The sequence below is a fragment of the Amycolatopsis sp. cmx-4-83 genome (genome assembly GCF_046548815.1).
Lineage (GTDB): Bacteria > Actinomycetota > Actinomycetes > Mycobacteriales > Pseudonocardiaceae > Amycolatopsis > Amycolatopsis pretoriensis_A.
In genome coordinates, this window is record NZ_JAEBEF010000009.1 from 372,594 (window position 1) to 399,314 (window position 26,721).

Below are 26,721 nucleotides of genomic sequence, written 5' to 3' on the forward strand. Positions count from 1 at the left end.
AAAGGGGCAAGAGTTCACCGCACATACGCAAACTTGCGTCGGAAACCCACCAATACAGCGAAAACCGCCCCGGGCGAACCCGGGGCGGTTTCCGTTGAGCGGGACTAGCTCACGGCGTTGACCAGCACCAGCGAGGAGCCGACCGTGACACCGGTGTCGGTCTGCACGGTCAGCTGACCGCGCAGGGTGCGGCCCGCGGCCGGGGCGGTCGTGACCGTCACCGTCGCCGGCACCGTCCACGAGCTGCCCGACGCGTGCGCCGCGACGGTGTCGTTCACCGCGACCGACCCGAAGGCCGGGTTGGTGAAGACGTCGAGGTAGTCGTACTCGGTGGTGCCGGAAGGCACCGCGTACCCGTCGACCAGCGCGACCCAGACACCCGCGGCCGGGTTGGGCACGGTCACCGACTCCTCGGAGTCACCGTCCGCGCTGACCCCCGCCTGCACGCAGGTGCCGGTCGTGCAGTTGTACAGCACCAGGTCCAGGTCGGCGCCCGTGTCGGACGTCTTGCCGATCGTGGCCGTCAGCGACGTCGAACCCGGCGTCACCGCGATCTGGTACTGCTGCTGCGCGCCTTCGGCGATCGAGGGCCGCGCCACCTTCGCGCTGCCCAGCGTGGCGCCGTTCAGCTTGCCGGTGAACGCGCCCAGCGTGTTCGTCACGGTGTAGGACCGCGCGATGGGCGTGCCCAGCGTGGCCGAGGCGATGGTGTCCGGGTTCGGCGAGATCGCCGTGCCGAGCACCGAAGCCGTCAGCTTGTACGCCGCGTCGGCCACATCGGACGTCCGGCGCGCCTCGACGACGATCTCCCACACGCCCGGGAGCGGGTTGGCGATCGTGCGGCTGGTCGGCGTGCCACCGGGGCAGCCGGCACCGGCGTCGGGGAGGTAGCAGTACGTCGTCGACGTGCTGGCCTCGGCCGGGACACCGGTCGGGTCGTAGCGCAGGAACCGCACCTGGCCCTTGCCCGGGGCGCCGGCGCCCGCGTCCAGGTCCACCTTCAGCGCGCTGGCGCCCTGGGGCACCCGCACGAAGTAGCTGGTCGCCTGGTTGCGGGCGATCTTGCCGGAGACGTCGACCTGGTAACCCTTGGCGGCGGTGAACTCCTGCGGCGCGAAGACCGTGTTGAGGGTCTGCACGTCGATGCCGATGGTCAGCGGGTTGTCCAGGTTCAGCACCGCCGAGTGGGCGCCCGCCTTCTTCGGGTCGACCTTGACGTCGAACTTCACCGGCGTGTTCAGCGGCAGGACCACCGTGGACTTCGACGAGAACGTCCCGTCGTTGCCCGTCCACCGCGCGAAGTACGGCACCGGCTGCGCCGAACCCGTGGTGCGGGTGATCGTGTACGTCCGGGTGTAGGCCGTGCCCGTGGTCACGCCTTCGCGGTCGTGGATGCCCACGCCCGTGTTCGGCGTCGCCAGCTGCTGCGACAGCGCCGTGTGCACCTCGACCGACGTCGAAACGGCGTCCGGCTTCGGGTTCAGCGACAGCGCGACGAACGCGGCCGGGACGTTGAACAGGCCCGCGCCCTGGGCGTAGGCGTCGATGCCCGGCACGAACCGCGCGGTCGACTTGATGGCCGAGCGCAGCTGCGCGACCGGCGGCCGCTGGCCCTTGTGCGTCGCCTTGTACGCGCTCACCAGCAGTGCCGCCGCGCCGGTCGCCTGCGGCGACGCCATCGACGTGCCCTGCAGCATCGCGTAGCCCGCGGGCAGGCCGTACGTGCCGGCCACCGGGCCTCCCGCTTCCCAGCGCGGGATGGTCGCGATCGCCGCGCCGGGCGCGATGATGTCCGGCTTGAAGCCGCCGTCCTCACGCGGGCCGCGCGAGGAGAACGGGTGCAGCGACTCGGCGTTCTTGGTGACCGAGCCGTAGTTCGACAGCCAGGTCTCCTTGGTGATGTACGAGCCGACCGAGATCGCGTCCGTGGCCACCGACGGGTCGCCGACGGTGTTCGCCCCGGCGCCGCTGTTGCCGGCCGAGATGAAGATCTGGACGTTGTACTCGGCGATCGTGCGGTTGTAGAGCTCCGCACGGGCGTTGTTGCCGTCGTTGAGCGCGGGCAGGCCGCCGATCGAGATGTTGATGACGTCGGCGCCGTGGCCGGCCGCGTAGACGACACCGTCGATCAGGCCCGACGACGTGCAGGCGGTGCCGGTGAGGCAGACCTTGACGGCCAGGAGCTTCGCGCCCGGGGCGGCGCCGTCCATCTTGCCGCCGAAGAGGTCGTTGCCGGCGGCGATGCCCGCGACGTGCGAGCCGTGCTCGGCGCCGGCGATGCCGATGCCGACGTAGCCCGGCTTGTCGGTCTGGACCACGAAGGCCATCCGCTCGGCGACGTCGGTCGCCGGGTTGTCCGTGCCGAAGAAGCCGTAGTCGTACTTCTTGGCGTAGTCGGTCATCGGCTTCTCGTCGGTGAAGTCGCCGTTGCCGTTGAGGTCGACCCGGACCTCCTTGGTCGCCGGGTCGAGCAGCACGCCCCACGAGTCGGCGCGGTCGCCGTCGCGGTTGACGTCACCGCCGGTCTCGCTGTCCGCGCCGCCCAGGTCGCCGGCGGTCTCGCTGAAGACGCCGAAGGTGTACGGGCCGCCGGTGGCGGGCGCCGTCCAGGTCTTGGCGTTCGCGGTGAACGTGCCGGTGTAGGTCTGGGTCGACTGCTTGACCCAGGTGCCGTCGCCGGAGTTGGTGGCGTTGGCGTTGTACCAGTCGACGATCTTGCGTTCGCCGTGGCTGGTGGTGGCCAGCGCGGGGGAGTCGAGGTCGACGCCGGAGTCGAGCACCGCGACCGTGGTGTCCTTGCCGTCCCAGTTGGGCAGGACCTGGCCGAACTGCGCCGCGTAGGTGTCCCCGGTCGGCAGGTACGGGTTGACGCGCGGGGTGTTCTTGCCCGGGGCCGGCTGCGGCAGCGGGGTGGTCGCGCCGTCGGGCTTGGGGTCGTCGCGCTGGATGAGGCCGTCGACGTCGACGGCGTTGACGGACTTGAGCTTGGCGGCCTTCTCGGCCTTGTCCGTCGGGATGCTGACCTTGACGTAGTCGAGCTTGGTGTCGGTGGACTGGACGACGCCGCCGAGCGCCTTGAGCTCGTTCACGGCGGTGCCGGTCTGGCCCTTTTCCGCCGCGATCAGCAGCGTGACGTCCGGTTTCCCGGCCTTTTCGGCTTCGGCGACGAGCGCGCGGTCGTGCTCGTCGAGGGTCTTGCCGTCGGTCGCGCCGGTCGAGGGCGGGGCCTGCTGGGCGGACGCCACGGGAACGGCGACGCCGAGGACGGAGGCGCCGAGAGCGGTGGCGAGGACGGTGATCCCGGCCCGCCGTCTCCAGCGCGATCTGTGCTGTGTCACTGAAACGACCCTTCGTGAAGATGTGCGTCCGTGCAGTACACAGCGTGGGATCTTCGTCAGCAATAAGACAGTTAGCCCAAAGACCGCAATTGGTTGCGAGCCGAATGGCCTAATGGGCTGACCGGTTAGGCGGCAACCCGAAGCTGTGCTTTCCGGTGAAAGGAACGCTCTTGCTATATGTGCGTATAGGGGGCTACGTTGGCGTGTAGTCGACTACACGTACGTATAGGACGAGCATGAGCACCGAAGACCTCACCGCGCGGGCCCGGATCCGCGACGCCGCCATCCGGCTGTTCACCGAACGCGGCATGGAGAAGACGTCGATCCTGGACATCGCCGAGGAAGCCGGGGTGTCGGGCGGGCTCATCCGCCACCACTTCGGCTCGAAGGACGGCCTGCGCGAGGCGTGCGACGCGCACGTCTTCGACGAGCTGGTGAAGTTCAAGGAGGAGGTGCTGGCGAAGGGGGCCGCGAACCCGGGGTTCCTCCCGACGTTCGACGCCCGCCAGCTGCTGTTCCGGCGGTACATGGGCCGCGCGATGATCGACGGCTCCGAAGCCGCGGCCGCGCAGTTCGTCGAGATCGTCGACGGCACCGAGAGCTACTTCCGCGAGCAGGGCATGGACATGCCCGACCCGCGGGGTGTCGCCGCCGCCCTCGCCGCGATGACCGGCGGCCTGATGATCCTGCAGGACCACGTCGCCCGCGCGCTCGGCGAGGAACCGGGCACGAACGAGGCGATGCTGCGGATGTCGGCCGCCGCCGGCCACCTGTTCCTGAACCCGCTCGCCACCACCGAAGTCCTCGAAAAGGCCCGCGAAGCGCTGGCCGCGTACCGGAGGAAGGAATGACGATGGCCGAAGCGATCACCGCCGATGGCCTCACCAAGGCGTTCGGCACGGCGAAAGCCCTCGACGGGCTCGACCTGACCGTGCACACCGGCGAGGTGCACGGCTTCCTCGGGCCCAACGGCGCGGGCAAGACCACCACGATCCGCGTCCTGCTGGGGCTGATGCGGGCCGACGGCGGCCGCGCCACCCTGCTCGGCGGCGACCCCTGGACGGACGCGACGCGGCTGCACCGGCGGCTCGCGTACGTCCCCGGTGACGTCACGCTGTGGCCCAACCTCACCGGCGGCGAGGTCATCGACCTGCTCGGCCGGCTGCGCGGCGGGCTCGACGTCAAGCGGCGCGCGGAACTCGTCGAGCGGTTCGACCTCGACCCGCGCAAGAAGGGCCGGACGTACTCGAAGGGCAACCGGCAGAAGGTCGCGCTCGTCGCGGCGCTGGCGTCCGATGTGGAGCTGCTGGTGTTCGACGAGCCGACGTCCGGGCTCGACCCGCTGATGGAAGAGGTCTTCCGGCAGGTCGTCGAGGAGGAGCGCGGACGCGGCGACCGGACGGTGCTGCTCTCGTCGCACATCCTGTCCGAGGTCGAGGCGCTGTGCGACCGCGTCACGATCATCCGCGCCGGCCGCACCGTCGAGTCGGGGACCCTGGACGACCTGCGGCACCTCGGCCGGATCACGATCGACGCGTCGCTCGTGCGCGTGCCGGCGGACCTGGGGTCGCTGCCGGGCGTGCACGACCTGAGCTCGTACGGCTCGCACGTCCACCTCTCGGTCGACCAGGCGGCGCTGGACGACGTCATGCGGCACCTGGCCGAGGCCGGGCTGCGGAACCTCGTCAGCCGCCCGCCGACGCTCGAGGAGCTGTTCCTGCGCCACTACGAGCCGGTCGGAGCGGCGCGATGACCGGGACCTGGGCGCTGCTGCGGGTGGTGCTGCGCCGCGACCGGCTGCTCATGCCGTTGTGGATCGTCTGCCTCGCGGCCGCGCCGCTGGGCTACCTGTCCTCGATCGAGGCGGCGTACCCGGACGCGGCGTCGCGGCAGCACTTCTACGACCTCAACGCGTCCAGCGCGACGTTCGTGGTCCGCAACGGCCCGCTCTACGGCTCGTCGGCCGGGAACCTGCTGGCCTGGCAGTGCGGGTTCGTCCCGGTCGTGGTCGGGCTGGTCGCGTTGCTCACCGTCGTCCGGCACACCCGGGCCGAAGAGGAGGCCGGACGCCGCGAGCTGACCGGCGCGACCGCCGTCGGGCGGCACGCCGGGCTGGCGGCGGCGGTGCTCGCGGCCTGCGGCGCGTGCCTGGTGTACGGCTTGGTCGTGGCGGCCGGTCTGGCCGCGCAGGGGGTTCCCGTCGCCGGCGCGCTGGCGCTGGGACTCGGGTTCACCTCGTCCGGCTGGGTGTTCGCCGGCGTCGGGGCGGTCGCGGCGCAGCTCACCTGGGGTGCGAGCGGCGCGCGGGGCATCGGGATCGGCGGGCTGGTCCTGGCGTTCCTGCTGCGCGCGGCGGGCGACAGCAGCGGCTCGGCGTCCTGGCTCGCGTGGCTGTCGCCGATCGGCTGGGCGCACCGGCTGCGGCCCTTCGCGGGGGAACAGTGGTGGGTGCTCGCGGTGGGCGTCCTCGCGACCGCCGTGTTCTTCGGGACCGCGGTTCTGCTGTCGGCACGCCGTGATCTCGGCGCGGCGCTGCTTCCAGCACGGCCCGGGCGGGCGACGGCGAAGGCGTCCCTGCGCTCGCCGTGGGCGCTGGCCTGGCGGCTGCAGCGGGGGACGCTCGTGGTCTGGACCGGCTGCCTCGCGCTGATCGGGCTGCTGATGGGCGGGGTCGCGCAGAACGTCGCGGACATGATGCGCGACAACCGGGCCGTCGCGGACGTGCTCTCCCGCATGGGTGGCGGGGGCGCGGTGACCGACGCGTACCTGGCGGGCACGATGACGCTGTTCGGCCTCGCGGCGGCGGGTTACGCGGTGCAGGCGACGCTGAAGCCGCGTGCCGAGGAGGCGGCGGGCCGCGCGGAACCGGTGCTGGCGACGGCGGTCGGACGGCTCGGCTGGGCGTCGGCGCACTGGCTGATCGCCCTGGCCGGCTCGGCGGTCCTGCTGGCGGTCACGGGACTCGCGACCGGGTTGGCGTACGGAACGGGCGCGTCACTGGTTCCGGCGGCGCTGGCGCAGCTGCCGGCGGTGTGGATGCTCGCGGGTCTGGCGGCGGCGTTGATCGGGTTCGTCCCGCGCTTCGCGGCGGCGGCGTGGGGGCTGCTGGGCGCGTTCCTGCTGCTGTCGCTGGTGGGGACGGCGTTGCGGTGGAACGACGTCGTGCTGGGGATTTCGCCGTTCCAGCACCTGGCCCGGTTGCCGGGTGGGACGTTCGCCGCGGCCCCGGTCCTGTGGCTGGTCCTGATCGCGGCGGCGGCCGGCGCGCTCGGGCTGATCGCCTTGCGACGCCGGGACATCCCGGTGGGGTGAGCTCGGCGGCAACCGAGGGAGTCGAACCCTGCGCGGCTTGTGAAGGCGGCGCCCATGGACCGGCCCTGACCCTTCGGCGGGCGACGGCTGCCATCTGTGTCAACGGTAGCTAGTACCCGGATATTTCCCATCTCAAGCCGTGCTTCACCCGGACGGGTCCGGCTGGCAAGGTAAGCGGCATGGATGATCTCCTGCTGCGCCGCGTGCGCCCCGGACTCGGCGGCGAGCTCGCGGACGTCCGGGTGAACGACGGCCGCGTCACGGCGATCACCGAGCCGGGGGCGCCCGGGTTCGCCGCGCGGGTGGTCGACGGCCACGGCGGCACACTGCTGCCGGGTCTGGTGGACGCGCACGTCCACGTCGTGCAGTGGGCGACGTCCCGCCGTCGCATCCCCTTGGGCGCGGCCCGGTCGGCGGCGGAGGCGATCGAGCTGCTGCTGGCGCACCTGCTGGCGACGCCGGCCGCGCAGTCGGAACTGGTGGTGGGCGCGGGCTTCCGCGACGGGCTGTGGCCGGACCTGCCGCACAAGGACATGCTGCAGCGCGCGCTGCCCGGCCGCGCGGTCGCGTTGTTCAGCGCGGACCTGCACACGCTGTGGCTGAGCCCGGCGGCGCTGAAGCTGATCGGCCGCGACCACCCGACGGGCGTCCTGCTGGAAGCCGACTGCATGAGCGCGACGGCCCAGCTCCCGACGGCGGCGATCGACACCCAGGACGAGTGGGTGGCGGAAGCCCTCGCCGCGGCGGCCGCCCGCGGGGTGACGCAGATCGTCGACTACGAGTTCGCGGACACGGTGGCGGACTGGACCCGCCGGGCCAAGCCGTCGACGCGGATCTCGTGCGTGATCGCGAAGCACCTGCTGGACCAGACCATCGAGCGCGGCCACCGCACGGGCGACGTCCTCCCGGATTCCGGCGGGCTCCTCACGGTCGGCCCGTTCAAGCTCTTCGTGGACGGTTCCCTCAACACGCGCACGGCCTACTGCCACGAACCGTACCCGGGCAGCGATTCCCCGGGCTCGCTGGAACTGCCGCCGGATTCGCTGGTCCCGTTGATGCAGCGCGCTTTCGACCACGGTTTGCTCCCGGCGGTCCACGCGATCGGCGACCACGCGAACACGATCGCGTTGGACGCGTTCGAGGAGGTCGGCTGCCCGGGCCGCATCGAGCACGCCCAGCTGCTCTCGCCGGCCGACATCCCCCGGTTCGCGGCTTTGGGCCTGGTGGCGTCGATCCAGCCCGCCCACCAGCCGGACGACCGGGACGTGGCGGACCGCCACTGGCACGGCCGGACTTCGCGCGCGTACCCGTACCGTTCGCTACTGGAATCGGGCGCCCGCCTGGAGTTCGGCTCGGACGCCCCGGTGGCGCCCCTCGACCCGTGGGACGGAATCGCTTCGGCGGTCGCCCGCACGGACGACGACAGGCCACCGTGGCACCCGGAACAGTCGATCCCGTTCGCCGAGGCCCTGGCTTCCTCGTCCGGCGGCCGGCGCGGCGTGGCGGTGGGCGACCTCGCGGACCTGATGGTGACGGCGACGGACCCGTCGACGCTGTCGCCGTCCGACTTGAGAAACCTCCCGGTGACGGCCACCATCCTCGGCGGCCACGTGACGCACCAGATCTGAGCGGGGAACGAATAGGGAACACGGCGGGAATTTCCCGGACCGGCGTAGCGCGGCGCAGGCAAATCCCGGCCGAAATTCCGGTCGGGTGAAGAAATCGATCCGATTCGGCAGTCCGTCCGCGCGCAGCCCTTTTTCGGTCGCACCATTTGTGTCTCGTTCCGAGAACAGGTGGTGGGATGATGGCGCATTTCAGGGAGAGTCTGCACCTCGTGCCGGCGCAGACCACGCCGCCGGCTTCCGTTTCGAAGCCTGCCACCGGCTTGATCTCCGTCTCGGGTACGACCGCGGTGTGGCTGGTGGGGGTACTCGTCGTCATCATCCTCGTCGCGGCTTTCGTTCCCCTGTGCTACGACCTCGTCAAGGCCGTCAAATGGCGGAAGGAGCTCACCGACTGGCTGAAGAGCGGCAAAATCCGCCGCGAAGACCTGATCGCCGTCCTGCGGTTGATCGCCCGCCCGCGGGGCACCGTGAACTCCGCCCGTACGACGATCGCCTACCTCATAGTCGCGCTGGTCGCCGCCGCGCTCGGCGTCACCGTCTTCTCGGCCGCCGACGACGCGCCGGACCTGCGCAAGACGATCGTCGCCTCGGTACTGACCGTGCTGAGCCTGGTCATCGGGTTCTACTTCGGGTCCCGCACCGCGCAAACCGCGATCGATGCGCAGAACCTGCCGGGCACCGGGCCGGGTGGTGGTCCCGGCGCCCCGGCGGCACCGGTCGTGAGCGGCATCGACCCCGGTACCTCGGCGAGCGGTGCGGTGACGGTGACCGGAACCGGGCTCATGGACGCGACCATCCTCTTCGGGACCTTGCCCGCGACCCGGATCGGTCCGCCGAGCACGACGCAGGCCGTCGTGGCCGTGCCGGACCGGCCGGCCGGGTACCCCGGACTCGTCGACGTCGTGGCCGAAACCGCCGCGGGGACCTCCGAACGGACGGACAAGACGAAGTTCACCTTCGGGGGTTGATTTGTCCACCGGACAACGGAAAAGATCACACGGTGTATGTGACAACGTTGTCAGGAGGAAACGGATGAGACGTGGCATCCCAAAGCGGGGGACGCGCGTCCTCGCCACCCTGCTCGCCGGCGCCACCACGGTGGCCCTCGCGACCCCCGCCGGTGCCCAAAGCGGGCCCAGGTTCGCCGACGATCCCACCACGCTCGTCGACACCTCGATCGGCAACAACGGGGACGGCACCACCTTCCCGGGCGCCACCACCCCCTTCGGGATGGTGCAGCTCAGCCCGGACACCCAGCTCAAGAAGTACGCGTCCTACGACTACGCCCAGGACACCACCCTCGGCTTCAGCCACACCCACCTCTCCGGCGTCGGCTGCCAGACCATGGGCAACTTCCGCTTCATGCCCACCACCGGGGCCGTGACCAGCAGCGATCCCGCGCAGTACGGCGCCAAGTTCAGCCACGCGGACGAAACCCGCAGCCCCGGGTACTACGGCGTCAAGCTCGGCAACGGCGTCGAAGCCGAGCTCACCGCCACCCAGCGCACCGGTCAGCACCGCTACACCTTCCCTTCCGGCGCGAGCCAGAACGTCCTCGTCGAGGTCGGCGAGAGCAACGGCTACACCTACGCCGGTGACGTCCACGTCGTCGGCGACGACACCGTCGAAGGCTGGCTGCAGGGCGGCAACTTCTGCTGGGAGACCCAGAAAGAGCGCTACAAGGTCTTCTTCAGCGCCAAGTTCGACCGAAAGTTCACGAGCTTCGGCACCTGGACCGACGGCAAGCTGACGCCGAACCAGCGCGACGCGAAGCTGGGGAGCCAGCGGACCGGCGCCTGGCTCACCTTCGGCACCGAAAAGAACCAGGTCGGCGCCTCCGTCGGGCTGTCGTACACCTCGATCGACGGCGCCCGGCTGAACCGCAAGACCGAGCAGCCCAAGTCGTTCGACAAAGCCGAAAAGCAAGCTCACGACACCTGGGCCGGCGAGCTGAACCGGATGCGCGTCGCCGGCGGGACGACCGCCGACCAGCGCACCTACTACAGCGCGCTGTACCGGTCGCTGCTGCACCCGTCCGTCGGGTCCGATGTGGACGGTTCCTACCGCGGCTTCGACGACGCCGTGCACCGCAGCCGCGACACGTACTACCAGATGTTCTCGCTCTGGGACACCTACCGCTCGCAGAACCAGCTCGTCGCGCTCCTGCACCCGGACAAGGCCGCGGACATGACCAAGTCCGTCCTCAAGGTCTACCAGGACGGCGGCTGGGTCCCGCGCTGGGCGCTGGGCGGCGGCGAGACGAACGTGATGAGCGGCGACCCCGTCACGCCGTGGGTGGTCGACAACTACCGCCGCGGCATCCTCGACGACAAGACCGCGCGACAGCTCTTCGACGCCTTGTGGCGCAACGCCAACGAAGTGCCGGAGGACCAGTCGGTCTTCCGCGGTCGCGACGGCAATCCGTCCTACGTGAAGAACGGCTGGATCGGGTACCAGGACCTCCCCGGCTACACCTACGGCGACACCCGCCAGGCCGGCTCGGCGACCCTCGAATACGCCCTCGCCGACTGCGCACTGTCCACAATGGCGCAAGGACTCGGGTACGGGGACAAGGCCGAGACGCTCAAGAACCGCTGCGGCAACTTCGCCAAGCTCTGGGACACCGGCGTCGAATCCCACGGCTTCACCGGCTTCCCGCGCACCAAGGCCGCGGACGGCACCGGCGTCGGCAACCCCGACCCGGCGCAGTCGACCGGCTTCCACGAGGGCACGCCGTGGCAGTACCAGTGGCTCGCGCAGCAGGACCCGGCGAAGCTGTTCGGCCTGATGGGCGGCCCGGCGCAGGCGGAGAAGCGGCTCGACACCTTCTTCGACATCCCGCTGCTGCTGGCCGACCCGGCGAAGGCCGCCAAGGACTCCTGGGTCCACGGCGCGTACGACTACCACAACAACTTCGCCTTCAACCCGAACAACGAGCCCGACCTGCACGCCCCCTGGATGTACAGCTGGACGGGTGCGCCGTGGAAGACGTCGGCCGTGCTGCGCGCGGCGCGGACGCTCTTCACCGACACGCCGTACGGCATGCCCGGCAACGACGACCTCGGCACCATATCGTCGTGGCTCGTCTTCGGCATGACCGGTGTCTTCGAAGCCCAGCCCGGCTCCGGGACGTACCTGCTCAGCACGCCGATGTTCGAGAAGGTCGAGATCCGCCCGGCCGGCGGCCGCAAGATCGAGATCGAGGCGCCCGGCGCGAGCGCGGCTAAGCTGCAGTACACAAAGGACGTCCGGATCGGGTCGCGCGGTTACGACCGCGCCTGGATCTCCCACGCTGACCTGCTCCGCGCGGGCAAGATCCGGTTCTCGCTGAGCGACACCCCGACCACCTGGGGCACGGCGTCCGTTCCGCCCGCCTTGTGAGGCTCGTCCCAGGTGCGGTGACCTGCGGTTTGTGCTGAGCTGGGAGCATGACGGAAGCGAAGACCACGGCGACCGAGAAGTTCTTCCGGGTCGCCATCGCGATCAAGGGCCTCGACGGCGCTCTGCAGGTCGTCGGGGCCCTGGTCCTCGCCTTCATCCCGGCGTCGGCCGTGAGCGGGTTCACCCACGCCGTGATCACGCGGGACCTGCTCGGCGACCCGTCGGGCACGCTCGCGCGGCACCTCGAGTCGGCGACGGAGAACTTCCTCAACGGCGACACCAAGACGTTCGCCGTCGCCTACCTGCTCGCCCACGGGCTCATCAAGCTCGGCCTCGTGTGGGCGCTGGCCCGGAAGATCGTCCGCGCGTACCCGGTGGCCGCGGTCATCCTCGCCGCCTTCGTGGTCTACGAGATCTTCCGGGCCGTGCACACCCACTCGATCGCGCTCCCGTTCTTCGCCGCGCTCGACGTCGTGATCATCGTCCTGGTGCTGCGCGAGTACCGGCAGTTGAAGCGGGCTGAGTAGCGTCACGCGGCGACGGGAAATCGCACCGTCGTGCTGTCGGCCTCCAGGGGTTCGACGTAGATGGCGGTCGCGTTGTCCGAGCCGCCGTGGGCCAGCGCCGCCTCGACGAGTTCGGTGGCGCCCGTGCCCGGCCGGGCCAGCACGGCGCGGATGCCGGCGCCGGCGAGCGGCTTGTGGATGCCGTCGCTGGTCAGCAGCAGGCCCGCGCTCGGGGTCTCGGCCGTGCCGATTTCGTGCGGTTCGGCGGTGCGGACGCTGGTCGTGACCACGTGCTCCATCCGCGGGGTCACCGGCTGGTGGCGGGCGCGGAAGTACTCGGCGAGCGTGTGGTCGGTGGTCAGCCGCGAGAGCGTGGTGCCGTCCCAGGCGTACGCGCGGGTGTCGCCGACCCAGGCGATGCGGTAGCCGCCGTGCGCGGCGGGCATCGCGACGACGAGCACGGCGTCCCCGCCGGTCTGCTCGCGCACGGCGCGCTGCGCGGCGAGCACGGCCTCGACCGGTCCTTTGTGGACGGGAGTCCGCGCGGCGGCCGCGGCGGCGGCGCGGGCCGCGCGTGCGGCGGCGGGATCGTCACCGACCCCGTCGGCGAGCGCGAAGGCGACGCCGGGCCCGCCGGCGGCGGCGTACGCCCCGACGGCGTCGGCGTTGAGCGAGCGGGGGCCCTGCGCGCTCGCGGTGTGCCAGCGCGGGTACCCCGGACGTGTGGTGATCATCGCGGCCTCCTCATCCCCTCTGACCACCATGATCCGCGCCGAACCTGTGGGCCGTCTGAGACTTTCCTGTGCTCGCGGTGTAGGTCCGCGTACCGTGGGAACGGGGTGGGGGGCATGGAGTTCCGGATACTCGGGCCGCTGGCGCGCGGCCGGGTGGTGCCCGACGAACGGCTGATTTCGCTGCTGTGGGAGGCCGAGCGGCCCTCGACGGTGGACGCGCAGGTGTGCACGTACGTCTCCCGGCTGCGGAACGCGCTCGGCCGGCTCGTCCGCACGGGCGGCGGCTACCTGCTGACCCCGGGCGGCACGATCGACGCCGAGGAGTTCGCACGGCTGGCCGACGCCGGCCACGGCGACCTGCGGGCGGGCCGGCCGGTCCGCGCGGCGAAGGCGTTTCGCGCCGCGCTGGAGCTCTGGCGCGGCCCGGTGCTCGCCGCGCCATCCGGGGCTTCGCCCCGGGCCGGGGGCTCCGCCACCCGGAACCCCCGCAAGCATGTGGCGTCGCCGAACCGTTGCGCGCGGGGGAGTCGGCGCGTTTCGAAGAGCTGCGCCTGGCGGTCCTGGAGGGCCGGATCGCCGCGGAAGTGGCGTCGGGCGAGCACCTGCGGGCGGTCCCCGACGCCACCGCGCTCGTCGTCGAGCACCCGCTGCGCGAACGCGCCAGGGCCCTGCTCATGGCCGGGCTCTGCGCGAGCGGCCGCCAGGCGGACGCGATCGAGGTCTACCACCGCGGCCGCCGGCTGCTGGCCGAGCGCCTCGGCATCGAGCCGGGCCCGGCGCTGCGGGCGGCCTACCAGCGGGTGCTCGACGTTCAGGCGGGGTAGGGCGCCGACCGGAAGTCCAGGTCGAGCTGCCGCGGCGAGCGCGGCAGCCAGTAGCGCGCCAGTGCGCGGACCTGGTCACGGGGCAGCCCGGGGTTGACGTGCCGGTGGTCGGGTTTCGCGATCGACTGCAGCGCCCAGGCGAACCCGAGCAGCGGATCGAGTGCGGCCCACCGCCGCCGGTCGATGTCGAGGACCATCTGCGCGCGCTGCACGGCGTGCCAGAAGTGGTACCCGTTCGGCGGATCGCCGTCCATGGTGTGCACCTCCGACTCGACGGGCGCCCGCCGCGGGTCGAAGAGCACCCCCTGCCCGAAGGCGGCGAAGGCGCGGGTGAGGCCCTCGCCGTCGCCGCGGTAGAAGCGGTCGAAGTTGCCGAGCTGGAGGTTCGAGAGCGTCCGCAGCGGCTGTTCGACGGGCTTGACGAACTCGGCGTAGTTGCCGGGGTAGCCGGGTTCCTGGCTCAGCGCCCGCCACTTTTCGTACAGGCCTTCGGGCGCGTTCTGCTGGATGAACGGGAAGAGCACAGCGTAGGCGTCCTGGACGTCCTGCGCCGGGTGGTACAGCGCGATTTCGTCGAGCTGGTACCAGAGTTCGTTGGCCCGCCGGTCCCCGAGCATACCCGGCACCGGCGGAAGCCCGGTGTCCGCGGCCGCGGTTCCTTGCAGCAGCGTGGCCCCGGCAACGGTGGCAACGCCGATCTTGAGCAGCCTTCGTCGGTCCATGTGGTGCACCCCCTGCCCGGCGGCCCCCTGCCGCCGTTCACCGGCCAAGCTACGGAAGGTTTCCATATTTTCTCTGTAAGATCGTTTCCGTGGACGACTACCGGGCGCTTGCGAACTTGATCTTTTCGTACGCGGCCCTGGTCGACGCAGGCGATTTCACCGCGGTGGGCGAACTGTTCTCCTCAGGGGAGTTCACGGGCAGCGGCGGCACGTTGCGAGGCGCGGCGGCGGTGGAGCGAATGCTGCGCGAGACGGTGATCGTGTACGACGATGGGACTCCGCGGACCAAGCACGTGACCACGAACGTGGCTTGGGAAGTGACCGGCTCGACGGCTTCGTCGAGCGCGTACTTCACGGTGCTGCAGGCGGTTCCGGGGCTGCCGCTGCAGACAATCGCGGCCGGGCGTTACGCAGACCGGTTCACGAAGGCGGAGACCGGCTGGCACTTCACCGAGCGCCGCGCGACGGTGGACCTGGTCGGCGACATCAGCCACCACCTGCGGCCGATTCTTTGATCGCGGATTCGTCAATCCGCCGTTCGTGGCGGGATTCGACCGGGCGCGGGTAACGGATCGTCGACCGGTCGTGAGCTGCCGGATAAGTCCCGCACCGCCGGGTAGGGTGGTCGCTCACGGCGTCGACGGCCGGGTGAGGGGTGGTCGCGGAATGGTGCTGACGCCAGCGAGTTTCGGCGGCGTGGTCCTCGGCGCCTTCCCCGACGTCTCGCTCAACCTGATCGCCGCGGCGATCGGTGGCACGGCGGTGTGGCTGGCCACGAAAGCGGGCCGACGGCTCAGGTTGCTGCGGGCCCGCCGGTTCTGGAAAGCGATGGGCAGCCGGAAGCCGCTCCTCGTCCTCGGCGCGCCCGATTTCGAGCCGATCACCCGCTACGAGCCGACCGGAATGGTGGGCAAGGGGGACATCCTCGCCCTCGTCGAAATCGAATCCCAGCTGCGCGAACTGGGTTTCAAGGGGCGGATCGTCGAATCCAAGGAGCTGAATTCCCAGGACATGCGCTCCGACCTCGTCCTGATCGGCGGGCCCGACGGGAATTCCGTGACCGCCACGATGATGGGGAACCTCGGCGGAGCGATCTCCTACGAGTTCAAGTGGGAACCGGGGGTCGGCCCGGCGGTGCACGACCGGCTGTCCGGGACCGCCGCAGCGGTCCCGCGGTACGACAAGGCCGGCGATCCGGCCAGCGACTTCGGCCTGATCATCCGGACGGTGAACCCGCTCGCGCCGGAGACGGCGGAAATCGTCATCCTCGCCGGGTGCTGGGGTTACGGCACGGCGGCCGCGGCGGAGAAGCTGCGCGACCGGAAGTTCCTCCGCAAGCAGCGCAAGTCGAGGCACTTCGAGGCGCTGGTGGAGACGACCGTGGTGCGCCGTGCGCACTACAACGCCAAGGTCCGCGACACCCGGGAAATCACCCCGGCGGACTGAGGCCCGGGCCCCTGTAAAGGACCAGGGCCTCGCACCCGTCAGCACTGTCAGCTCTGCAGGTCGTACACCGTCTGGCCGTCGACCGTGGTGGCGGTGAAGTTCGCCGTCACCCAGTCCGTGATCTCCGACGAGCCCCCGCCGGGTCCGCCGCCCCGACCACCCTCGATGTAGTACTTGACCTCGCCCGCCGCCACGTACGCCTTGAACTCGGCCAGCGTCGGGGCCGGGTCCGAGCCGCTCCAGCCGCCGATGCCGATCACCGCCTTGCCGCTGGCCAGTTCAAGCGACGCCGCGCTCTGCGAGCCGGTCGTCGCCGCCGCCCACTTCGTCGTCGTCTGGGAAAGCAGGGAACCGATCGTGCTCGACGAAGAGTCCTCGCCGCGGCCGAAGCCGCTCGACGTCGGGCCGGACGTCGGGATCGAACCGGTGTGGGCCACCGACGCCGTCTCGACTCCGTACGCCGCCGACGACACCCCGATGGTCAGGACCAGCGCCGCCGCCACGACGGTGACCAGCCGGCGCGACGCGGGCGCGCCCATCACCAGCACCGTGCCGACCACCACACCCAGCACCGCGACGGCCCACTTCAGCGCCGGGAACCAGTCCGGCGTCCGGTCGAGCAGGATGAACGACCACACCGCCGTCGCGACGACCATGCCGGCGAGCGTCGCCCGCGGGCCCGGGTTGGCCCGGCCCCGCCACAGCGCGCGGCCCGAGATCGCGACCAGCCCGGCGATCGCCGGCGCGAGCGCCACCGAGTAGTACGGGTGGACCGTGCCGCTCATGAAGCTGAACACCAGCGCCGTCACGACCAGCCAGCCGCCCCACAGGACCAGCGCCAGCCGCGTCCGGTCGGTGCGCGGCGCTCGCCGCGTGAACCACAACCCGGCGACCAGCCCGATCAGCGCCGCGGGCAGCAGCCACGAGATCTCCGTGCCGAAGCTGGCGCCGAACATCCGGAACAGGCCCGTCGACCCGCCGAACCCGGTGTTGCCGCCCATCCCGCCGCCGCCCGTGCCACCGTTGCCCTCGCCGCCGAAGATGCGGCCCAACCCGTTGTAGCCCAACGCGAGTTCGAGCAGGCTGTCCCCTTCGGACCCGCCGATGTACGGCCGCGACGACGCCGGCCACAGCTCGACCAGCGCGATGAACCAGCCCGCCGAGACGACCAGCGCGACGACCGCGCCGCCCAGGTGCAGCAGCCGCTTGCCGAGCGACGTCGGCGCCGCGAGCAGGTACGCCAGCCCGAACGCCGGCAGCACCAGGAACGCCTGCATCATCTTCGTCAGGAAGCCGAACCCGATCGCGGCACCGGCCAGCGCGAGCCACACCGGGCTCGCCTTTTCCGTTGCGCGCACGACGAAGTAGGCTCCCGCGACCATGAGCAGGACGAGCAGCGCGTCCGGGTTGTTGAACCGGAACATCAGCGCCGCCACCGGCGTCACCGCGAGCATCGCGCCCGCCAGCAGCCCGGCGACCGGGCCCGCGGTCCGCTTCACCGCGAGGTACAGGATCCCGACGGACGCGACGCCCATCAGGGCCTGCGGCGCCAGCACGGTGAAGCTCGAGAACCCGAAGATCCGCGCGAACGCCGTGCCGACCCACAACGCGGCCGGCGGCTTGTCGACGGTCAGCACGTTGCCCGAGTCGAGCGACCCGAACAGCCACGCCTTCCAGCTCTGCGTCCCGGACTGCACGGCCGCCGCGTAGAAGGAGTTGCCGTAGCCGGACGCGGTCAGGTTCCAGAAGTACAGCACCGCGCTCGCGGCCAGCAGCCCGAACACCGCCGGGCGGACCCAGCGCGGTGGCGCCTGCGCCACGGAGTCCTTGCGGTGGCGCGGTTCCCGCGTCACGGGGTCGGACAGGACGGCGGTCATCAGAACTCCTTCTGGGTGGCGGCCTGGCGGCGCGGGTTGAAGACCCAGCCGCGCAGGAGCAGGAAGCGGAGCACCGTGGCGGCGAGGTTCGCCAGCACGAGCACGGTGATCTCCAGGACGAGGCCGGGTGTGGTGGAGCCGTTGAGCAGGGCCAGCGCTCCGCTCGTCAGCGCCAGGCCGAGGCCGAACACGATCAGCCCTTCGAACTGGTGGCGCCCGGCACCGGTGCGGCCGCGGATGCCGAACGTGAGGCGCCGGTTCAGCGCGGTGTTGCCGATCGCCGTCACCAGCAGCGAGGCGAAGTTCGCGGCCTGCGCGCCGACGACGGTCCGCAGCACCAGGAACAGCACGAGGTAGGCGAGCGTGCTGCTGACGCCGATCGCGGCGAACCGCACGAGCTGCGTCACCAGTCGTGGCGGCACGCCGGGCGCGTCGACGCCGATCGGCTGGCGGCCGAGTTGCTCGCGCAGCTTGCTGATCGGGATCTCGCCGGTGAAGGTGGCCTTCGTGACGCGGGCGATGCCCTTGAGGTCCTCGGTGGCGGTCTTGACGATGTTGACCGACGAGTCCGGGTCGTCGACCCAGTCGACCGGCACCTCGTGGATCCGCAGCCCGGCGCGCTGCGCCAGGACGAGCAGCTCGGTGTCGAAGAACCAGCCGGTGTCGACGACGTGCGGCAGCAGCTCGCGGGCGACGTCGGCGCGGATCGCCTTGAACCCGCACTGCGCGTCGCTGAACTTCGCGGCCAGCGTCGAGCGGAGGATCAGGTTGTAGCAGCGGGAAATGAACTCGCGCCTCGGCCCGCGCACCACTCGCGCCCCCCGGGCGAGCCTGCTGCCGATGGCGAGGTCCGAGTGCCCGGAGAGCAGGGGCGCGACGAGCGGTCCGAGCGCGGCGAGATCGGTGGAGAGGTCGACGTCCATGTAGGCGAGGACAGCGGCGTCGGAAGCCCGCCAGACGGCGTTGAGCGCGCGGCCGCGGCCCTTCTCGTCGAGGTGGTGGACGGCCACCTCGGGGAACTCGCGGGCCAGTCGTTCGGCCACCTGCAGCGTCGCGTCGGTGCTCGCGTTGTCGGCGACGGTGATCCGGTACGGGTAGGAGACGTGTTCGGCCAGGTGCGCGTGCAGCCGTCGGATGCACGGTTCGAGGTCGGCCTCTTCGTTGTAGACCGGGATGACGACGTCGAGAACGGGCTGCGGACCGGCCAGATCGACCGGCACGGTCCCGGGCCGCGGTGCGGGGGCGGTGGCTGTCATGCCCCTACGGTCGCGGCCGCCGCTTTGGCGACCGTGTGATCTCTCTGTGCGGTTGCTGTGCGCCGCGCCCGGTGTCCGAAGGGTGGACACCGGGCCGTGAGGGTCAGCTGTGGACGCGCAGCGGCACCACGTTGCTCGGCAGGGACGCCCGGCCGGGCTCGTGCTTCGGTGCCGTGAAGCTGATCGTCAGCGTCACCAGGCTCGCGTAGCGCGGGTGGCGGTCGACGTACACCTCCGGCACCGCGCACGCCGCCGCCAGTACCGAGCGGTGGCGGTGCAGGTGGTCGAAGGCTTCGCGCCCGTACAGCGACACGACGACGTCACCGCCGCGGGGGCGGCTCCACAGGATCGTCGGCCGGCCGCCGGGGAGGCGCAGCTGCGGGAACGCCGCCCGCAAGCGGTGTTGCAGCGCGACCGCGCGGATCCGGGCGCGGACCTGGTGACGGCGCAGCACCGCCCAGCCGAGCGCGGCGGCGAGGATGACCGAGGCCCACAGCGGGCCCGCCCACAGCGCGAACGTCACGACGGCGTAGGGGAGCAGCGTCAGGCTCAGGATCTCCCACCGCCAGTGGTAGATCCGCAGCGGGAAGGACGGCTGCCTGGTGGTCATGTCCGTGCTCCTTTCGGTCGGGTGGCGGCGGAAGAAGCCGCCGAGGTGGCGCAGCAGGCGTCCGGCTCCGGTGGCGGCCACGATGGCCGCGACGATCGCCGGCGCGGAGGTCATGTCGGGATCCGGGTCTTGGGGGCGGGCTGGAGGTCCTTGTCCTTGCCGAGCCGCCAGGTCCACCGCCACCCGGCCCAGACCGCGGCGACGGATCCCAGCAGGACGAGCACGACGGCCTGCCCCACGAGGCCCTCGAGCGGCGCGAGCCGGAGCAGCACCAGCAGCGCCCACAGCTGGGACGCGGTGAAGGGGATGACGAGCCCGGCGGCGTAGACGCCACGACGCCAGCGGCTGCCGCGCGGTGCGGCGGTGGTGTAGGGGTCCATGAGTTGCCCTCCTCCTCGGTGGATCCAGAAAACCTCCGGAACGCCGCGCCTTGTGTGTCAGGTGACTCAGAAGGCGGGATTCAGCTCGCGATTCGTCGAAGTTCGGCCAGGCGGGTGGTGCGGCGTTGGCCGGATGTAGGAGGGGGGTGACTCGGCTTTTGATACCCCCGTGGCCACGTCCGGCTGCGGACGGGCAGTCCGATCAGATGCCTCGGCGGCGTCTCCGGGCACTCTCCGTGAAAGCCCGGGAGCGGCCGGTCGTCGAGGTGTACGGCGAAAAGGTGGCGTTTGAGCTGCGCGCACAACCCTTTCGGCGGAGTCCGATCGAGTCGGCGGCGTCATTGGCCCGTGGATGGGATAAGGTGCGCTCTGTGTCCACGAACTGTCACCTCCCTACGTTTGCCTACCTGGGTAGGTAAGCCCAGTGGCCGGTGCCTACCTACATTCTATGTCGGCGGCGGGGCCGCCGATAGGTACTGATGTGGTAACGCTGACCGTCGAAGCGGTGGGCACGGAGCTGCGCCGGTTGCGCAAGGCAGCCGGCCTGACCCAGGCCGACGTCGCCCGGATCATCGGCGTGAGCCGGGCGAACCTGACGCAGTGGGAAACCGGGCGTTACCTCCCTTCGGTGGAGAACGCCAGGCTGCTCGACGATCACTTCCGGGCGGCGAATGCCTTGGTCCAGATGGTCGAAGCGGCTCGGTCACCCGCTCCGGCGGGCGGCGCGCCCCTGTCGACGCGCGGCTCGCTGCTCGAGGTCTTCCGGCGGGCGGGACAGAGCCTCGTCGGGCACTTGATCCGCGACGAGAACGGCCGTGCGGTCGGCTGGCGGCACAACCTCCAGCAGGACAACGAGCAGACCACGCTCGCCACCGCGTACGGGATCAGCGCGTTGGCCGTGTTGGGTTCCGCCTACATCGACCTACGTCCGGTCGTCGAGCGCCTCTACGCCAAGCGGTCCGACTTCGGGTGGCAAGGTCGGTCCGCCGGACGGCGCCCCGAGGTCACCGCGGCGGTGGTGGACGCGCTGTGCCGGGCCAGTACCGTCCTGTCCGCCGAAGAGGGTTTGCAGCACCTCGAGAACTCGCTCGACGATTACAGCCGCACCCGGCCCTTCCTGCTCGCCACCGCGTTGCGCACGTCGGCCCGGATCGGCCCCGGCGCTCCGCTGACCCGCCGGCTGACGGACGACCTCCTCACCGCCCGGCTGGACTTCGACGGCGTCCTCCTGTGGGGCGAGAAGAAAGAACCCGGGCTGGTGGCCCCGGAACCGTCCACAGCGCACACCGCGCGCGCCGTCGTGGCGTTGCGTGACCTGCTGCGTACGGGGGCAGACCGCGCCGACGTCCGGGACGCGGTCGAAGTGGCGACGCAGTGGCTCGTCGACCGGACGCACCCGGACGACGGCATCATGGAAGACCTGGCGTTGCCGCAACCCGGCCGGGAATCCGTCCGGGTCAACATCAAGCACTTCACGTCCGCGTGGGTCGTGCAAGCGCTGGCCGAGGCGCCCCGGGTCCCGGCCGTCCGGTTGAACCAAGCGCTCGATTCGCTCTGGGAGCGCTACGAACCCGGTATCGGCCTCTGGGCCTGGGGCAGCGGCGACCTCCCGATCTGGATGACCCTCGACGCCGTCACCGCCCTGCGGGCGGCCGCGCTGGCGTTCACCGCACCACCTTTTCTCCCACCCGCAGCCGTAGAATAGAGAATCCCCGCACCATGAGCACGACTCCTTTCGTCGTTGCCGCCGACCCCTTGGCCGGCCACGCTTTCCCGCGCCGCATCGCGGACGCGCTGGGCGACGACGATCTCCACGCCGGCCTGGTCCAGCTCGAAAAGGCCGCCAAGCACATCCGCACCGACCGGCGCGGTTTCGCCGCCTGGCTAAGGGATCTGGTCGCCGACGAAGCGGCGGTCGCCGATGTGGCGAAGCGTTCGTACTGGCACCCCAACGGTTTCGCGAAGATCGTCCTCCATACGGGACTCGAACCGGAGTTCCGCGTGCGCCTGCACGTCTGGCCCCGCGGCAAGACGCCGTCGCGCGGCGAATCCAACCCGCACAGCCACCGGTGGGAATTCGCCTCCTACGTGCTCACCGGAACCGGCATGCACATGGTGGACTTCGCGGAGACCACCGAGGGCGGGAAGCCCTACCGGCGGTACCGCTACGGCACCGATCCGGCGAACCCGGCGGCGCTCGTCGCCGACGGCGAGGTCCGGTTGAAACGCCGCGGGGCACCGCACGTCCACGGCGGTGACGTCTACACGTGCGACACCGCGGTGGTGCACACGGTGCGCCCGATCGACGCCGGGCTCACGGCGACCGTCGTGGTCCAGGGGCCGCGCCGGACGCCGACGACGGTCGTCTACTGCGAACCCGGCGAAAGCGACGACCAGCCCAATGTCGAACTCTCCGGTGAGGACTTCGTCCGGCTCGTGAGCGAAGTCCTTTCGACCCTCGAGAACGAGGTCGCACCATGACGCTCGTGGAGTGGAAAGCCCAGGTGAAAAAGCGCCGCATGCCGGCGCGGCGCCGGCGCGGGGTGCTGACCGACCGGGCCATCCGGCGAGCCCAGGCCGCCGGCGAACTGCGGGTCGAGCCGTTCGACGCCGCGCTCGTGCGCCCGGCGGCGCTCAGCCTGCGGCTCGGGCGGGAGGCGTTCACGCTGGTGACGACCGGTCCGGTCGACGTCGCGGACCGCTCGACCCACCCGCAACTGGTCCCCAAGGAGCTCGACGCCCACGGGCGGCTGACCGTGGACCCCGGCGAAGTGGTGCTCGCGCCGACCTTGGAGAAGATCGGCCTCCCGGAACACCTGGCCGGCCTCGTCGACGGGACCAGTGATTACGCGCGGCTGGGGATCGGTGTCGTGCTGTGCGGTCAGGTCAGCCCCGGCTTCGGCCGGGGAACGGGCGCCGTGCTGACGCTGGAGATCGTCAACCACCTCCGGCACCCGGTCCTGTTGTATCCAGGGGCGCGGATCTGCAACTTGATGCTGTTCGCTTCGACCGGGAGCGAGCTCCCCTACGGCGAAATGCCGCACAACTATTCGAGCGACCACGCGGTCGTCGCGTCCCGATTGGCGGACCATGTCCGGCACCTCTGAGCTCCTCCTCGGCGATCTGGGCGAGCGGGGCATCCAGGAACACGTGTTGCGGCCGCGCTACGGCCGCACGGAAGGCTTCGGCGACGACAGCGCCCTGCTCGGCGAGGTGGCCGCGCGGAGCGAGCTCGTCGCGACGACCGACAGCTGCCCGACGCCGGTGGTGAACATCCTGGCCGAGCCGGACCTGTTCCACGCGGGATGGCTGCTGGCCACGATCAACCTGTCGGACCTGGCCGCGGCCGGTGCCACGCCGTTGGGGCTCGTCGTGAACTACACGCTTCCCAAGACGACCACGGTCGCGCAGTTCGAGCGGCTCCTCGACGGCGTCGACGCCTGTTGTCGCGAGCACCGCACGAAAGTCGCCGGCGGCGACATCCGAGACGGCGCGACGATGCAGCTGACGGCCACGGCGATCGGCCGGTGCGTGCCGGGCAGCAGGCTCCGGCGCTCCGGCGCGAAGGAAGGCGACCGCCTGCTGCTGGTCGGCTCGCCGGGGTACCTCTGGGCGGCGGCTCTGGTGAAGACGGGCCGGGCTTCGGTGCCGCGGCGGGTGGAAGACGAACTCTGGGACCGCGCCTGCCGCCCGAAGGCCCAGCTCAAGGCCGGCCAGGTCCTGGCAGCCCGCAGCTTCGCCCGAGCGGCGATGGACGTCTCCGACGGCTTGTTCGCGACCGTCCGCACGCTGTGTGAGGCGAACGCCCTCGGCGCGGAGATCAGCGAGGAATTCGACTTGGCCGACGGCGTGGCCCAGGTCGCGGCTCAGTGCGACCTCCGGCCCTTCGAGCTCGCCCAGACGTGGGGCGACTGGGGACTTGTCGTCGTCACCAGGGCGGAAGACGTCGAGCTGGCCATCAAGACACTGGACGAAGAAGGCGTGCCGGCACAGGAAATCGGGACGTTGACGGCAGGGCCGGAGCTGACGCTGGGAGCCGCGCGGTGGGAAGGCATCGCACAGGAGCGGTTCTCACCGAGCTCCTGGCACGGCGGTGAGCCCGCGACGCTCGTGGAGGCCGTGCTGGGCAGGCGATGAGCCGTTGAACGGTGTCGCGGTGGGTACAATCGAGCTTCTTGCTCGCGCCACTGCGGACCACTGGAGGACGGCGGAGTGATGCCACCGCGAACGCCTCGGCCCGCGCTCGCCCGGGCTTTCGGCAGGGGCCCGTCGATCGAGCGGCTCGAGGCATGACGCCGGCCAGGGATTTCTGGACCTTCGAGCGGGACCAGGACATCACCATCGTGTGCCCACCGCTGCCGGAGGAATACCGGCGGCATCTCGCCTACGCCGACCCGGAGAGCGCCGATTTCGTTTCGTTGTACACCTATGCCGACCCTGATGCGCTGATCGAGCTGTTCGGCCATATCCGGGCCCGCAATCCCGAAGCCTTGGTCACTTTCCACACGGCCGATGAGTTGAGTTCCCACCACTACACCGCCCACCTCGTCCTGCTCGGCGGCGTCGATTGGAACTCGGTGACCCGGGACGTGATCGAACGGGTCGATCTCCCGGTAGAGCAAGTCAGCAGAGACGACGACGCCGAACAAGGCGGCTTCCGGGTGTGGCAGAACGGCCGGTCGATCCTGGTGGAACCGCAGTTCGACGGTGGTCGCCTGGTGGAGGACGTTGCCCTGTTCTACCGCGGGATCAGCCCCTTCAACCGGAAGCGGACCGTGACCATGTGCAACGGCATGTACGGGCGCGGCACACTCGGAGCGGTTCGGGCGCTGACGGACGTGCGGTTCGGCGACCGGAACGAGGCGTACGCGCGCGAGCGTTTCGGCGACGCGGAGTCGTTCAGCATCATCAGCCGGGTGCCGGTCGTCGGCGGGCAGGGCCTCACCCCGGATTGGACCCTCGAAGAGAACCGCCTGCACGAGTGGCCCGAGGACGCCGGATGACCGCCCGGCAGTACCGGTCGCACCGGGGTCTGCTGGCCGCTTTCGACACCTTCGACGCGCCGCGTGCGGCGTTCGACGCGATCATCGTGCCCACCGGCCGCCCGGCCCCCTACCTGCGTCAGGCGATCGCCGCGGCCAGGGAACACGACGTCTTCCTGCTCCTGTTGTGCAGCAGGCGGTCCACCATATCCAGCGCCGTGCTGGAGGCGAAGGGGGCGGGCGTCCGCGCGCTCGCCATCGACATCGACCAGGTGGACCCCGGGCTCGTGCCGCCGTTCGCCACGGATCAGCTCCTGCGGGAGACCCGGTTCCGGAGGCCGACCGACACCAGCTTCAAGCGGAACCTCGGCCTGCTCATCGCGGCGCTGGCCGGCTGGCAGCGGATCCTCTTCCTCGACGACGACATCGACCTGCCGGACACCGCGGATCTCGGCGTCGCGGCCGGCCTGCTCGGCGAGTTCCCGGTCGTCGGGCTCGCCAATGCGGGAATGCCGGACAACTCCGTAGTGTGCCACGCGATCCGCGACGTCGGGCAAGCGCAAGACACCTTCATCGGTGGTGGCGCGCTCGCGGTCGGGGAAGCCGCGTTCGGCTCGTTCTTCCCCAACATCTACAACGAAGACTGGTTCTTCCTGCTCGACGGCAGGGATCTGCGGCCGTCGGCGGTCACAGGGCTGGCGGTCCAGAAGCGCTACGACCCCTACCGGGACGCCCGTCGCGCCCGTGGTGAAGAACTGGGGGACACCCTGGCCGAGGGCGTGTTCGGGCTGTTCGACAGCCACCTCGGCCTCATGCACGCCGACGAGCGGTACTGGCGGGAGTTCTTCGCCGACCGCCGCCGGATCATCCGCGAGACGATCGCACTGGTCCAGCGGTCGAAGATCGAAGCGGGCCTGCGCGCGCGGATGGTCGACTCGCTCAGAGCGGCGATCGGGCGCAGCGAGTTGATCACGCCGGAGCTGTGCACGCGGTACCTCCGTGCCTGGCAAGCCGACTGCGTGCGCTGGCGGCGGCGGATCACCGAGCTCCGTCGGGACCACGGGGGTTCGGGCGTCGAGCAAGCCGTCGGGGTGCTCGGCCTTCCTTCGTTCGCCCATGCCGGTGTCGACGTCCGGGTCAGTACCGGGCGGCGCCGATCGGCGGCACCGGTGGCGCGGGTGTGACCGGCACGAGGTTCTTGACCAGCACGTGACACCGTTCCGGCTCGTCGCGGAAACTGCCGTCCGGCAACACCGTGAGCGCGTAACAGGTCACTTCGTCGTGGCCCCAATCCCGGTAATCCAAGCGGCGGTAGAGGTGGGCCGCGGCCGTGTTGTCGGTGCGGACAGCCAAGGCGACCCGGTGGTGGCCGCTGTCGAGAAGGTACTCCTCGGTCGCGGCGACCAGGGCCCGGCCGATGCCGCGGTTGCGCAGCTCCGGCCGGACCTCGAGGTGGGTGAGCAGGGCGACCCCGGAGAGGTACCGGCGGATCGGCGGTTCTTCGGCGGTTTCCAGCCACACGTACACGTGGCCTGCCGGGTGGCTGTCCAGCCACGCGAGGAGAAGCACACCGCACCTTCGCCACTGGCGCCTCAGCCGATCGGTGAAGTACCAGCCGGTGCCGAAGGCCGCGACGAACGATTCCAAGTCCGCGGAACGCGCCGGTCGGACATGGGGTTCGGTCATGGCTCCTCCCGTCCGCCCGGGCGCTAAACCCGCTACCCG

Annotated in this window: 24 protein-coding genes and 1 pseudogene; 17 read left to right on the top strand and 8 right to left on the bottom strand. The window is 70.9% G+C overall.

Annotation, left to right across the window (positions count from 1 at the left end):
- Positions 1–104 precede the first annotated feature (104 nt).
- Positions 105–3,338: a S8 family serine peptidase gene (locus tag ACLJQM_RS28690; RefSeq protein ID WP_410633454.1), complete on the bottom strand. Its 3,234-nt coding sequence runs from the start codon at positions 3,336–3,338 to the stop codon at positions 105–107.
- Between the two features lie 236 nt (positions 3,339–3,574).
- Between ACLJQM_RS28690 and ACLJQM_RS28695 the strand changes: the two genes are divergently transcribed.
- The 7 genes from ACLJQM_RS28695 (at position 3,575) to ACLJQM_RS28725 (ending at position 12,186) form a co-directional block, all read left to right on the top strand.
- Positions 3,575–4,189: a TetR/AcrR family transcriptional regulator gene (locus ACLJQM_RS28695; protein WP_247020549.1), complete on the top strand. Its 615-nt coding sequence runs from the start codon at positions 3,575–3,577 to the stop codon at positions 4,187–4,189.
- Between the two features lie 2 nt (positions 4,190–4,191).
- A complete protein-coding gene (locus ACLJQM_RS28700; protein WP_410633455.1) occupies positions 4,192–5,091 on the top strand; it encodes an ATP-binding cassette domain-containing protein in 900 nt (299 codons plus the stop codon).
- Positions 5,088–6,650, top strand: coding sequence for an ABC transporter permease (locus ACLJQM_RS28705; RefSeq protein ID WP_410633456.1), 1,563 nt, complete (start codon positions 5,088–5,090; stop codon positions 6,648–6,650). The genes ACLJQM_RS28700 and ACLJQM_RS28705 overlap by 4 nt, the downstream gene beginning before the upstream one ends.
- Positions 6,651–6,829: 179 nt before the next feature.
- Positions 6,830–8,278, top strand: coding sequence for an amidohydrolase (locus ACLJQM_RS28710; protein WP_410633457.1), 1,449 nt, complete (start codon positions 6,830–6,832; stop codon positions 8,276–8,278).
- Positions 8,279–8,457: 179 nt separating this feature from the next.
- Entirely contained in the window at positions 8,458–9,246 is a 789-nt protein-coding gene (locus tag ACLJQM_RS28715; protein ID WP_410633458.1) for a hypothetical protein, read from the top strand.
- 64 nt (positions 9,247–9,310) lie between these two features.
- The gene (locus ACLJQM_RS28720; RefSeq protein ID WP_410633459.1) at positions 9,311–11,659 is read left to right on the top strand and encodes a GH92 family glycosyl hydrolase; all 2,349 of its coding nucleotides are present in this window, start codon (positions 9,311–9,313) and stop codon (positions 11,657–11,659) included.
- A 47-nt stretch (positions 11,660–11,706) separates the two neighbouring features.
- Positions 11,707–12,186 carry a DUF2127 domain-containing protein gene (locus ACLJQM_RS28725; RefSeq protein WP_247020560.1) on the top strand — a complete coding sequence of 160 codons (480 nt, stop codon included), beginning with the start codon at positions 11,707–11,709 and terminating at the stop codon, positions 12,184–12,186.
- Between the two features lie 2 nt (positions 12,187–12,188).
- Here the strand turns inward: ACLJQM_RS28725 and ACLJQM_RS28730 are convergent, their stop codons facing one another.
- Complete coding sequence (locus tag ACLJQM_RS28730; RefSeq protein WP_410633460.1) at positions 12,189–12,899, bottom strand: PP2C family protein-serine/threonine phosphatase; 711 nt, start codon at positions 12,897–12,899, stop codon at positions 12,189–12,191.
- Between the two features lie 114 nt (positions 12,900–13,013).
- Here ACLJQM_RS28730 and ACLJQM_RS28735 point away from each other — a divergent pair.
- Together ACLJQM_RS28735 and ACLJQM_RS28740 are read left to right on the top strand one after the other, a co-directional pair.
- Positions 13,014–13,280, top strand: a pseudogene (locus tag ACLJQM_RS28735) (AfsR/SARP family transcriptional regulator); the annotation flags it as partial.
- A 131-nt stretch (positions 13,281–13,411) separates the two neighbouring features.
- A complete protein-coding gene (locus ACLJQM_RS28740; protein ID WP_410633461.1) occupies positions 13,412–13,723 on the top strand; it encodes an AfsR/SARP family transcriptional regulator in 312 nt (103 codons plus the stop codon).
- On the opposite strand, the gene ACLJQM_RS28745 is transcribed toward ACLJQM_RS28740, so the two are convergent.
- Entirely contained in the window at positions 13,711–14,445 is a 735-nt protein-coding gene (locus ACLJQM_RS28745) for a hypothetical protein (RefSeq protein ID WP_410633462.1), read from the bottom strand. The genes ACLJQM_RS28740 and ACLJQM_RS28745 overlap by 13 nt on opposite strands.
- An 89-nt stretch (positions 14,446–14,534) precedes the next feature.
- Between ACLJQM_RS28745 and ACLJQM_RS28750 the strand changes: the two genes are divergently transcribed.
- Positions 14,535–14,960, top strand: coding sequence for a nuclear transport factor 2 family protein (locus ACLJQM_RS28750; protein WP_410633463.1), 426 nt, complete (start codon positions 14,535–14,537; stop codon positions 14,958–14,960).
- A 151-nt stretch (positions 14,961–15,111) separates the two neighbouring features.
- A complete protein-coding gene (locus ACLJQM_RS28755; RefSeq protein WP_410633464.1) occupies positions 15,112–15,891 on the top strand; it encodes a hypothetical protein in 780 nt (259 codons plus the stop codon).
- A gap of 47 nt (positions 15,892–15,938) precedes the next feature.
- Here ACLJQM_RS28755 and ACLJQM_RS28760 read toward each other — a convergent pair whose 3' ends face one another.
- The 4 genes from ACLJQM_RS28760 to ACLJQM_RS28775 all read right to left on the bottom strand — a co-directional run bounded on the left by ACLJQM_RS28760 (position 15,939) and on the right by ACLJQM_RS28775 (position 20,014).
- Entirely contained in the window at positions 15,939–17,768 is a 1,830-nt protein-coding gene (locus ACLJQM_RS28760) for an ArnT family glycosyltransferase (RefSeq protein WP_410633465.1), read from the bottom strand.
- Positions 17,768–19,024, bottom strand: coding sequence for a glycosyltransferase (locus ACLJQM_RS28765; RefSeq protein WP_410633466.1), 1,257 nt, complete (start codon positions 19,022–19,024; stop codon positions 17,768–17,770). The genes ACLJQM_RS28760 and ACLJQM_RS28765 overlap by 1 nt, the downstream gene beginning before the upstream one ends.
- Positions 19,025–19,127: 103 nt before the next feature.
- Positions 19,128–19,748: a hypothetical protein gene (locus tag ACLJQM_RS28770; RefSeq protein ID WP_410633467.1), complete on the bottom strand. Its 621-nt coding sequence runs from the start codon at positions 19,746–19,748 to the stop codon at positions 19,128–19,130.
- Positions 19,745–20,014, bottom strand: a complete 270-nt coding sequence (locus tag ACLJQM_RS28775; RefSeq protein ID WP_247020574.1) for a hypothetical protein — start codon at positions 20,012–20,014, stop codon at positions 19,745–19,747. The genes ACLJQM_RS28770 and ACLJQM_RS28775 overlap by 4 nt, the downstream gene beginning before the upstream one ends.
- Positions 20,015–20,504: 490 nt before the next feature.
- Between ACLJQM_RS28775 and ACLJQM_RS28780 the strand changes: the two genes are divergently transcribed.
- From ACLJQM_RS28780 to ACLJQM_RS28805, 6 genes are all read left to right on the top strand, one after another.
- Complete coding sequence (locus tag ACLJQM_RS28780; protein WP_410633587.1) at positions 20,505–21,719, top strand: helix-turn-helix transcriptional regulator; 1,215 nt, start codon at positions 20,505–20,507, stop codon at positions 21,717–21,719.
- A 14-nt stretch (positions 21,720–21,733) separates the two neighbouring features.
- Positions 21,734–22,495 (top strand): hypothetical protein, encoded by a 762-nt coding sequence (locus tag ACLJQM_RS28785; protein ID WP_410633468.1) that lies wholly within the window; start codon positions 21,734–21,736, stop codon positions 22,493–22,495.
- The gene (gene dcd / locus ACLJQM_RS28790; protein WP_410633469.1) at positions 22,492–23,121 is read left to right on the top strand and encodes a dCTP deaminase; all 630 of its coding nucleotides are present in this window, start codon (positions 22,492–22,494) and stop codon (positions 23,119–23,121) included. The genes ACLJQM_RS28785 and dcd overlap by 4 nt, the downstream gene beginning before the upstream one ends.
- Positions 23,105–24,151, top strand: coding sequence for a thiamine-phosphate kinase (locus tag ACLJQM_RS28795; RefSeq protein ID WP_410633470.1), 1,047 nt, complete (start codon positions 23,105–23,107; stop codon positions 24,149–24,151). The genes dcd and ACLJQM_RS28795 overlap by 17 nt, the downstream gene beginning before the upstream one ends.
- A gap of 152 nt (positions 24,152–24,303) precedes the next feature.
- Positions 24,304–25,017 carry a hypothetical protein gene (locus ACLJQM_RS28800; RefSeq protein ID WP_410633471.1) on the top strand — a complete coding sequence of 238 codons (714 nt, stop codon included), beginning with the start codon at positions 24,304–24,306 and terminating at the stop codon, positions 25,015–25,017.
- Positions 25,014–26,180 carry a hypothetical protein gene (locus ACLJQM_RS28805; RefSeq protein ID WP_410633472.1) on the top strand — a complete coding sequence of 389 codons (1,167 nt, stop codon included), beginning with the start codon at positions 25,014–25,016 and terminating at the stop codon, positions 26,178–26,180. Before ACLJQM_RS28800 ends, ACLJQM_RS28805 begins: the two co-directional genes overlap by 4 nt.
- Here the strand turns inward: ACLJQM_RS28805 and ACLJQM_RS28810 are convergent.
- Entirely contained in the window at positions 26,134–26,682 is a 549-nt protein-coding gene (locus ACLJQM_RS28810; RefSeq protein ID WP_410633473.1) for a GNAT family N-acetyltransferase, read from the bottom strand. The genes ACLJQM_RS28805 and ACLJQM_RS28810 overlap by 47 nt on opposite strands.
- Between the last annotated feature and the right edge of the window lie 39 nt (positions 26,683–26,721).